This window comes from Kitasatospora sp. NPDC058190 (genome assembly GCF_042883685.1).
GTDB lineage: Bacteria > Actinomycetota > Actinomycetes > Streptomycetales > Streptomycetaceae > Kitasatospora.
Window position 1 is genome coordinate 1 of the sequence record NZ_JBHVVI010000206.1, and the last position, 9,185, is coordinate 9,185.

Annotated in this window: 8 protein-coding genes; 1 reads left to right on the forward strand and 7 read right to left on the reverse strand. The window is 76.1% G+C overall.

Features of this window, described 5'->3' with window-relative positions; genetic code table 11:
• The 5 genes from ACFVWU_RS43080 to ACFVWU_RS43100 form a co-directional block, all read right to left on the reverse strand.
• Positions 1-886, reverse strand: an 886-nt coding sequence (locus ACFVWU_RS43080) for a hypothetical protein (RefSeq protein ID WP_387631795.1), incomplete at its 3' end; no start/stop codon positions are given.
• A 209-nt stretch (positions 887-1,095) separates the two neighbouring features.
• Positions 1,096-2,073 carry an N-acetylmuramoyl-L-alanine amidase gene (locus ACFVWU_RS43085; protein WP_387631798.1) on the reverse strand — a complete coding sequence of 326 codons (978 nt, stop codon included), beginning with the start codon at positions 2,071-2,073 and terminating at the stop codon, positions 1,096-1,098.
• Positions 2,074-2,080: 7 nt separating this feature from the next.
• A complete protein-coding gene (locus ACFVWU_RS43090; protein ID WP_387631801.1) occupies positions 2,081-3,346 on the reverse strand; it encodes a hypothetical protein in 1,266 nt (421 codons plus the stop codon).
• A 177-nt stretch (positions 3,347-3,523) separates the two neighbouring features.
• Positions 3,524-4,177 (reverse strand): class I SAM-dependent methyltransferase, encoded by a 654-nt coding sequence (locus ACFVWU_RS43095; protein WP_387631802.1) that lies wholly within the window; start codon positions 4,175-4,177, stop codon positions 3,524-3,526.
• A gap of 120 nt (positions 4,178-4,297) precedes the next feature.
• The gene (locus ACFVWU_RS43100) at positions 4,298-5,647 is read right to left on the reverse strand and encodes a M48 family metalloprotease (RefSeq protein ID WP_387631804.1); all 1,350 of its coding nucleotides are present in this window, start codon (positions 5,645-5,647) and stop codon (positions 4,298-4,300) included.
• Positions 5,648-5,834: 187 nt separating this feature from the next.
• On the opposite strand from ACFVWU_RS43100, the gene ACFVWU_RS43105 reads away from it, so the two are divergent.
• Positions 5,835-6,917, forward strand: a complete 1,083-nt coding sequence (locus tag ACFVWU_RS43105) for a Zn-dependent alcohol dehydrogenase (RefSeq protein ID WP_387631806.1) — start codon at positions 5,835-5,837, stop codon at positions 6,915-6,917.
• 149 nt (positions 6,918-7,066) lie between these two features.
• On the opposite strand, the gene ACFVWU_RS43110 is transcribed toward ACFVWU_RS43105, so the two are convergent.
• Positions 7,067-7,240 carry a hypothetical protein gene (locus ACFVWU_RS43110; RefSeq protein WP_380610622.1) on the reverse strand — a complete coding sequence of 58 codons (174 nt, stop codon included), beginning with the start codon at positions 7,238-7,240 and terminating at the stop codon, positions 7,067-7,069.
• A gap of 163 nt (positions 7,241-7,403) precedes the next feature.
• Positions 7,404-9,185: ATP-binding cassette domain-containing protein (locus tag ACFVWU_RS43115; protein WP_387631808.1), on the reverse strand; the 1,782-nt coding region annotated here is incomplete at its 5' end.

Consider the following 9,185-nt stretch of genomic DNA (forward strand, 5'->3'; position numbering starts at 1 on the left):
GGGTGCCGTCCGGCAGCTGCGCGACCAGCGCCGCGCCGCGCTGCTCGACGGCCAGGTACCAGGTGCCCGGCACGACCTCGCCGACCGGGGCACCGGCCGGGTTGTCCTTCGGGGCCAGCTGGCGCGGGGCCGGGACGGCGAACCAGTACGGCTGGAAGTCCGCCGCCGGGGCGGTCGGCTGCTGGGCGGCCGGGGTCGGCTGCGGGGCGGGGACGGCGGCGTCCTGCGGCTGGCCGGCCACCGGCTGACCCGGCTGCGGCTGGCCGGCGCCCGGGTAGCCGTAACCGCCGGCCGGCTGGCCGCCGAAGGCCGGGTCGTGGCCCTGGGTCGGGTAGCCGTACTGGCCGGGCTGACCGGGCGCACCCGGGTGACCGGGCTGGCCCGGCATCGGGTAGCCGCCCTGGTACGGGGCGGCCGGACGGTCGGTGACCAGCGGGGCCTTCAGCGCGGGCACCAGCGGGCTCGCGGCGGCCGCACCGGCCAGCACGATCAGCGAGATGAGGCCGAGCCAGGCGCCGAAGCCGTGGCTGATGTCGAGGCCCTCGAAGGCGCCGCTGGTGCCGCCGCCCAGCGCCCAGATCGAGGTCCACAGCGCCGCCACGGCGAACGCGATGCCCCACTGGTCCAGCCGGAGGCCGAGCACCTGGCGGTTGGCCGCGGCCTCGCCCTGGAAGCGCTGCACCAGGATCAGCACGGCTGCGGCGATACCCAGCAGGTAGATCGAAGGCAGGATGGGGAACAGCTCGGTGCTCCACGCGTTCGGCGAGCCGATTTGGCCGCAGTACCGACCGGTGCAGGTCCGGTACGGCAAGAAGGAGGCGATGAAGAGCAGGACGGCCGCGCCTGCGACGGCGGCGTCTCCCCTGGTGAGAGCGCGCAGATTCACTTACGTTCCCCTCGTTGACGTTTCGTGGACGGTGATTCGTGCGGTCGGGCTGACCGGCCGAAACTCCCGAACGGACCAGAAGCCTAGGGCCAACCGTCCTGCCGGTGCACGGCGGGACCGGGAATGGGTCGAAGTCGTTGCAAACCGTGCGGGCCGGGCGGAGCGTCGTCCACCAGGCCTGCCCGCCCCAACTCCCTTTCCGGGCCCGCTCAGTGCGCGGTCAGGAACGCGGCCAGCGCGTCGGCGATCCCCTGGGCCGCCTGCTGGCGCCACTGAGGGTCCGTCATCCGCCGGGCGTCCGCGGAGTTGCGCATGTTACCGCACTCGATGAACACCTTGGGGACCGCGGAGAGGTTGAGGCCGCCCAGGTCGGAGCGGGTGTCCAGGCCCTGGTCGGCGATGTAGTCGGCGTACGGCTCGCCGGTCGCGGCGTGGAAGTGGTCGCGAAGCAACAGACCGAGCCGGTGCGAGGGTTCGACGATCGCGGAGTTGTCCGCCTTGCCGGCGACCACCTTGGCGGGCATGATCACGTGGAACCCGCTGCCGCTCGCCGGGCCGCCGTCGCCGTGCACCGAGACCGCGACGTCGGCGTGCGCGTCGGCACCCGCCCTCGCCCGCTCGTCGACGCACGGGCCCCAGGCGCGGTCGCCGTCCTGCACCAGCACCACCTTGGCGCCCCGGGCGGTCAGCAGGGCGCGGGCCCGGCGGGAGACGTCCAGGGTGTAGTCGGCCTCGGTGTAGCCGGAGTTGGTCTCGGTGCCGGTGGTGTCGCACTCCTTGTGGGCGTTGCCGATGTCCACCTGACGGTTGATCTCGGTGGGGTGGGCGAAGTTGCCGGGGTTGTGGCCGGGGTCCAGCACGATGGTGCGGCCGGTCAGGTCGGCGGTGCCCCCGGGGGGTGCGGTGGGGCTCGCGGACGGCGTGCCGGAGGGCGTGGGCGTTTCCGCGGGAGCCGCCGTCCCGGTGGGCGTGCCGCTGGTCGGCGGGGCCTCGGGGGTGGCGGGGGCCGCGGTGGCGGACCGGACGGCGCCGGGCGGCGCGGCCGTGGCACCCGCCGGGGCGGAGTCGTCCAGGGCCCGCCAGCCCAACCAGCCCGCCGCGCAGAGCGGGACGACCGCGGCCACCACGGTGGTGGCGCGCAGCAGGGCGGAACGGCGGCGGGGCGGTCGGGAGGTGGGGCCTGTCACGGGTGGGTCAGATCCTGTCCTGGGTCCGCGCGGTGAGGCCGTAGCCGCTCGCGATCGGGTTCCACTTGGTCATGAAGTCCGTCTTCGCCTGGGTGGCCTGCGGGTTGAGCTCGTCCGCGTGCGTCTTGTCCGCGGTGGTCGGGGCCTTGCCGGAGCAGCCCTGCTTGGCGACGGCGCGCGCCCAGCTCGCGTACGCCCGGTCGATGTCGGCGGACAGCTGCCAGGCGGACTTCAGCGAGTTCACCGCGTCCGCGCCGCCCGGCACGTCCGTCATGCTCAGCTTGGCGAGCTTGGTCAGCAGCCCGTCGCGCTGCTTGGCGCCGTTGTCGAACGTCTGGGCCGCGCTCTCGATGTCGGCCTTGGACGGGCAGCTGCTCACCTTGGCGACGGCGCTGCCGATCGGGGCCTTGGCGTTCTCGCCCTCGCTGAGCAGGCCGTCCAGCGCCTGCGCCTGGGACTGGGCGTTGGGGCCGGGGCCGGTCGCGGTCGGGGACGGGGTCCCGTCGGCCGGGGTGCTCGGGGCGGCGCTCGGCGCGGCGTCCGTCCCGGTCGGCGCCGGGGCGGGCTGCGGGTTGCCGGAGCCGGTCGCGGGGGCGCCCGTCGGGGCGGGCGCGGCCTGGCCGCTCTTGTCGTCGCCGCCCTGGGTCGCGTACAGCAGGCCACCGCCGACCGCCAGCACCAGGAGCAGCGCGAAGCCGATCAGCAGCGGGGCCTTGCCCTTGCCCGGGCGCTCCCGCTCCTGCTCGTCGTCGACCGGGTAGTGGGTCGGGTAGTCCGGCTGGGCCCCGTACGGGGACTGCGGCGGCGCGGCCGCCGGGGGCGGCGGGTAGACGTAGCCGGGGCCGGGGGTCGTCGGCGCTCCCTGCGGGCCCCGGTCCTGCGGGGTCGCGTGGGAGGGGAACGGCGCGGTGGCGGGCGGGGGCGGCGGGACGACGGTGGGGAAGGCGGCGGTGGGCGCCCCCGGGCCCGGGGCGGGCGCGGCGGGCGGGGGCGGGCCGAAGCCGGGCGCGGTGGCCAGGTACGGGCGGGCGCCCAGCGGCGGGCCCTGGTCGCCGACGGCGCCCGCGGTGGGGGGCGGGGCGACCGGGCCGGGCGCCGGGGGTTGCGCGCCGGGAGCGGGCGGGGCCGGCTGTGCGCTCCGGGTGGGCGGGGTCGGCTGGGCGGCGGGTGCGGGCTCGGCGTCCTGCCGCTGCGGATTACGGACCCAGCCGCCCGCGCCGCCGCGCGCGGTCGGGTCCCAGACCGCCGGAGCGGTGTTCTGCTGGTCCGTCATGTGCCGCTGGCCCCCACCGTCCGCCGATGCTCTGCCTGGTGCTGTTGCCTCGTGTGCTGCCTGGTGCTGCCCGGTGCAGCCGCCTGGTGCTGCGCGGCCACCGTACCGTTCGAACCCCCGGCCGACAGCCCCGGCACGACGTTAGAGCATCCGTACCGGGCTGCGGGTGTGATCGGCTCAGGCGGCGGCGCGGCGCAGGACGCGCAGCGAGCCGGTCACCGAGACCTCCTCGAAGCCCTCGGCCAGCGCCCGCAGGTACACCCGGTACGGGGCCTGGCCGCCGTCCGCGGGGTCCGGGAACACGTCGTGCACCACCAGCAGGCCCTCCGGCGCCAGGTGCGGCACCCAGCCCTCGTAGTCGCCGGTGGCGTGCTCGTCGGTGTGTCCACCGTCGATGAACACCAGGCCCAGCGGCCGGCCCCACAGCGCGGCGATCCGCGGCGAGCGGCCGACCAGCGCGACCACGTGGTCCTCCAGCCCGGCGGCGTGCAGGGTGCGGCGGAAGCGGGGCAGGGTGTCCATCAGCCCGACCTCCGGATCCACCAGGGTCGTGTCGTGGTACTCCCAGCCGGGCTGCTGCTCCTCCGAGCCGCGGTGGTGGTCCACGGTCAGCGCGACCGTCCCGGCCTCGCGGGCCGCCGCGGCCAGCAGGATCGCCGAGCGGCCGCAGTAGGTGCCGATCTCCAGCACCGGCAGCCCGGTGAGCCGGGCCGCGGCCACCGCCGCCGCGTACAGCGCGAGGCCCTCGTCCACCGGCATGAACCCGGTGGCCGCCTCGAACGCCGCCAGCACCTCGGGCGCCGGGCGGGCGCTCTCCAGCAGGTCGGACATGCGGTGCTCCTCGGGTTCGGTACGGCTCCGGTACGGCGGACGGACGTGCTCGGACCCTACTCGACGGTAGCGGCGGGCGGCCTTCCGCCCTCCCCGACCCGGCTCCAGGGGGTGGTGCCGTCAGCCGGCGAGGAGCTCGGCGGCGATCCGGGCGCGGTGCGGGGCCAGCTCGGCGGCGACCGCCGCGGCTTCGGCGGCGGTGGCGGCGACGGCGGCGGGGCGGGCCCCGCACCGGTCGGCCAGCGCGATCCGCAGGTGGGTCGGCGGGTGGGAGCCGTCCACGGCGGAACGGTCACGGGCACTGAGCCGCCGCAGGCGCTCCCGCTCGACGGCCGGGACGGAGGCGAGGTGCTCGCGCACCCGCTCCCAGAGCAGGTCCGGGGCGGGCGGCGCGGGGGCGTCCTCGCTCCGGCGGTTCCGCGCGCGGACCACCCGGGGCCGCCCGCGCTCCTCGGCCCGGACCCGGCCGACCGCGGTGTCCACCGCACTGCCGAGCAGCAGCGCCGCGAGCATGCCCCGGGCCGCCTCGCTGCCGCCCGCCCGGACGGCGAGCGTGTCCGCGTGGTACTCGGCCTGCTGGCCGGCCCGGGAGGTGAGCCGGTCGAACAGCACCAGGCCCTGGAACAGCAGCCAGGCGATCGCCCGCAGCACCGGCCGGCCGAGCGCCGCGCCGAGCCGCACCAGCAGCGTGAGCTCGTCCTGGCGCCAGCCGTGCCGCGGTTTGTCCGGGCGGGCCATGTCGTACCAGGCCCAGAGTGCCGAGACGGCGCTGTGCAGCCAGAACGAGCGCCGGCGGTCGCCGTTGACGTGGTGGCCGAACTCGTGGCCGAGCAGGGCGATCCGCTGCCGTTCGTCCAGTACCTCCCAGAGCGGCAGGCCGAGCCGGAGGACCGACCGGCGGCGCAGCCCGACCAGCCCGTACGAGGCGTTGAACTCATCGGTGACCTGGATGACGTCCACCGGACGGGCGCCGACCTCGGCGGCCACCTTGTCCGCCAGCCCGTACAGGGCCGGCGCCCCGGCGCGGTCGAGGACGTTCTCGTCCCGCGGCAGCCGGCCGAGCCGGGGCCGCAGGGTCACGGCGATCACCAGCACCACCGCGCCGATGCAGCGCTGCACGACCGTCCCGGCGATCAGCAGCCAGAGCGCCAGGCAGAACATCCCGACGGTGACGAGGTGGATCACACCGGCCGCGGCGGAGGCCAGCAGCCAGTCCAGGCGGGCGGTGGGGGAGTCGCCGCCGGCGGCCTGCTCCTCGAACAGCCGGTCGGTGCGGGCGGCCGCGGCCCGCTGGCGCCGGGTGGGCACGGGGGCGGCCTCCTCCCCGGGCGCGAGGTTCCAGTCGCAGGCGGGGCACCAGGCGATGAAGCGCGGGTCGTCGGTCAGGGCGGCGCGGCAGCGCGGGCACGGCGAACCGTGGGCGGGCTTCTCGGCGGGTGCCGCGGGGGGTGCGTCGGGGGATATGGCCACGGCGATCATGATGGCGGTACCGGCCGTCAGTGTGCAGTGGGTATGCGTGGAGCGGACGACCGGGACGTTCCCGCTCCGTCCCTTCGCCGCCGTCCCCTTTTCGTGCTGGAACGCGTTCTAGTCGGGTTCCGGAGGCCGTGCCAGAATCGGCCCGACCCCTGATCCGAGGCACACCGGGAGCAGCCCCATGCGCGCAGCCGTCCTGCACAAGACCGGCCAGGACACCCTCGACGTCCGCGAGGACGTCACGACGGTCGGCTTCGGACCGGGCACCGTACGGGTCCGGATGCGCGCTGCCAGCCTGTGCCACTCCGACCTCTCCGCGATGAGCGGCGTCCTGCCGCAGCCCGCGCCGTTCGTCCCCGGGCACGAGGGTGCCGGGGACGTCGTCGAGGTCGGCGAGGGCGTCACCGGCGTCTCGCCCGGGGACCGCGTGGTGCTCTGCTGGATGGCCCCCTGCGGCCGCTGCGCCCACTGCGAGCAGGGCCGCGGCCACCTGTGCGTCGCCAGCCTGCGGCGGCTCGGCGCCCCCGGCTTCCGGCTGGCGCAGGACGGTACGGAGGCCTCCGGCTTCTACGGCACCGGGGCCTTCGCCGAGGAGGTCGTGGTCGCCGCCGACGCCGTGATCAAGGTGCCGGCCGACCTGCCGTACGAGGCCGCCGCGCTGATCGGCTGCGGGGTGACCACGGGCATCGGCGCCGCGGTCAACACCGCGAAGGTCGAGCCCGGCGCCTCCGTCGCCGTGATCGGCGCGGGCGGCGTCGGAGTGGCCACCGTCCAGGGCGCCCGGGTCTGCGGCGCCGCCCGGATCACCGTCGTCGACCCGGTCGTCTCGCGCCGCGAACGCGCGCTCGCCTTCGGTGCCACCGAGGCGATCGCGCCCGAGGAGCTGAAGGCCGTCGCCAAGGGCCTGCCGGGCGGCGGCTTCGACTACGTCTTCGAGGCGGTCGGCCGCTCCGCCACCGTCCGGGCGGGCTACGACGCGGCCCGGCGCGGCGGCGCCCTGGTCGTCATCGGGGCGGGCGCGCAGGACGACCGCGCGCAGTTCACCATGGGCGAGCTGTTCTTCAACGAGAAGCGACTGCTGCCCTCGCTGTACGGCGGGGCGCCGGTCGCCCGCACCATCGGACTGATCGTGGACCTCTGGCGGGCCGGGCGGATCGACCTCGACGGGATGATCACGCACCGGGTCGGGCTGGCGGACGTGAACGAGGCGATCGCGCAGATGCGCAGCGGTGAGGCGCTGCGGACGGTGGTCTCGCTGGGGTGACGGCGTTTCGGCGGTGACGTTTCGGCGTGTCGGTGCTTCGGTGCGGCGGTGCGGTGACGCCTCGCTGACGACGCGCGAGGGCCCGCCGGGTTTCCGGCGGGCCCTCGTCGTGGTGTCTCCCTGGGGTTTGCCCTGGCTCAGGCCTGTCCTCAGGCCTGAGCACCGGCCGCGCGGTGGCGGCCGTGCGGGTCGGAACCGGGAGTTTCGTCGGCCGCGGACGCGCCGCGGTGGCGGCCGTGCGTCGCGGTGTCCTCGGCCGTCTTCTCGTCGGCGTCGGTCCCGTTGGTCGCGGGTCCGGTGGTGTCGGTGAGGGTGTCGGACATGAGAATCGTCTTCCGTGCGAGGGTGCAGGTCATCGGCGCCCGTCCGGCGCCTGCGGCGCACGGTCGGGTCCCCGATCGGGCGCTCGGTACGCGCCCACAGCCGGTGATCGCGGCCCGTGCCCCGGCCACCATAACGGCCGGGACGGACGAGATCCTATCGAGATCATGACGCGAGTCCCGCGCCGAGCCAGTGTCCGACCAGCTCCCGGTAGAGCGGTGACAGCACCTGCAGGTCCCCGTGCCGGGCGAGCACGCCCCGGCCACCGTCCAACAGCAGCACCCGGTCCGCTCGCAACGCCGAACTGATCCGGTGTGCGATCACCACCAGCGTCCCGTGCCGCGCCGCGAAGGCCCGTTCCACCCGCTCCTCGGCCGCGGCGTCCAGATGGCAGGTCGCCTCGTCCAGCACCACCAGCGACGCGGGAGACAGGTACGTCCGCACCAGTGCGATCAACTGGGACTCACCCGCCGACAGTTCACCCGGATCGCCCAGCATGCCGTGCGGCCCGCCCAGCCGTTCCACCAACTCCCCGGCGCCCAGCAGCTCCACCACCTCGGCCAGCCGCGCGTCACTGCTGCCCGGGGCGAGCCAGACGAGGTTCTCCCGTACCGACCCCGGAAACACATACGCCTCCTGCGGCAACAGCGCGGCCGGCGGCGCTGTCACCGTCCCCGCCGTCGGCACCACCAGCCCGGCCAACAGCGCCGCCAACGTCGACTTCCCGGTCCCGCTCGGCCCCACGACGGCGACGTGCTCCCCGGGGCGGAACACGGCGTCGAGCCCGTCGAGCACGGGGGCGGCGGTGAAGCCGTGCGCATACCGGACGCCGTGCAACCGCACCTCTCCGGCGGGCGGCGGTGGGGCTTCGGGTGCGGTGCCCTCCGCGCCGACGGCCTGCGCCCCGGGCGCCCAGCCGGCACCGCGCCGACCGTCCGCGCCCGTCCTCGCGCCGGACGGGTCGCCCTCGGCCGTGACCGCCGCCAGGCGGTCCAGCACGACCGCGAGGTTGAGCAGCCAGCCGCCGACCGTACCGGCCAAGGTCCGTACTGCCGGGTCGAGTTGTTGCAGCAGGTAGGTGGCGACGCCGAGCAGCTCGCCCACGGTCAGCGCCTCGTGCGCGAGCAGCCACGGTGCCGCCGCGAGGACGGCCAGTACCGGCAGCCGTCCGCCGAGCGCCACGACGAGCGCACGCAGGGCCGAGGCCCGGCCCAGCGCCCGGGAGGCCGCCGCGCTCTCCCGCGCGGCCTCGGCCAGCGCCCGGGCGACCTCCTCCCCGGTGCCCGTCGCCTGTACGTCGCGCATCCCGTGAAGGGTTCGTCCGGCGTCGGCGGCGAGCCGCTCCTCCGCCAGCACGACCGCCCTCCGCCGGGACACCATCGGGCGCAGCAGCCGGACGAACAGCACCCCGGCCGCCGACAGCGGCAGCAGCACCAACGGCAGGACGGCGGGCGCCAGCAGCGTCAGCCCGATCAGGGCGGCGGCCAGTGTGACCCCCACCCCGCGCAGGGTGCGGAGCAACGTCGCCGTCAACTGCCGCGCGGACTCGACCTGCTCGGTGAGCCTGGCGACCTCGGCCGGATCCGCCGAGGGGCGCGCGAGCGCACTGCGGACCACCCGCTCGACCAGCGCGTCCCGCAGCGGTTCCACCACCCCCGCGAGGTACGGGAACCCGGCCCGCGCCGCGTACGCCCGAACCCCCATCGCCACCCCGAACCCCGCCAACCAGGCCACCCCGACTGTCGGCCGCCCGGCCAGGAACCCCTGATCGACCGCGGCCGAGACGAACAACCCGGAGAGCAGCGGCGGCAGCGCCTCCGCCCCGGACCACAGGAGCAGCCGCACCAACGCCCCCCGGGTGCTCCCCAACTGCCGGAACAGCAACCCCCATCCCGGCCCCCCGAACCCCGAGACCCGCCGCCTGCGCCGCCCACCCGGAGCCTGAAC

Coding starts and splice junctions, on each gene's coding strand:
- ACFVWU_RS43090 (WP_387631801.1), bottom strand. CDS start 3,346: ATGACGGACCAGCAGAACACCGCTCCGGCGGTCTGGGACCCGACCGCG.
- ACFVWU_RS43095 (WP_387631802.1), bottom strand. CDS start 4,177: ATGTCCGACCTGCTGGAGAGCGCCCGCCCGGCGCCCGAGGTGCTGGCG.
- ACFVWU_RS43105 (WP_387631806.1), top strand. CDS start 5,835: ATGCGCGCAGCCGTCCTGCACAAGACCGGCCAGGACACCCTCGACGTC.
- ACFVWU_RS43110 (WP_380610622.1), bottom strand. CDS start 7,240: ATGTCCGACACCCTCACCGACACCACCGGACCCGCGACCAACGGGACC.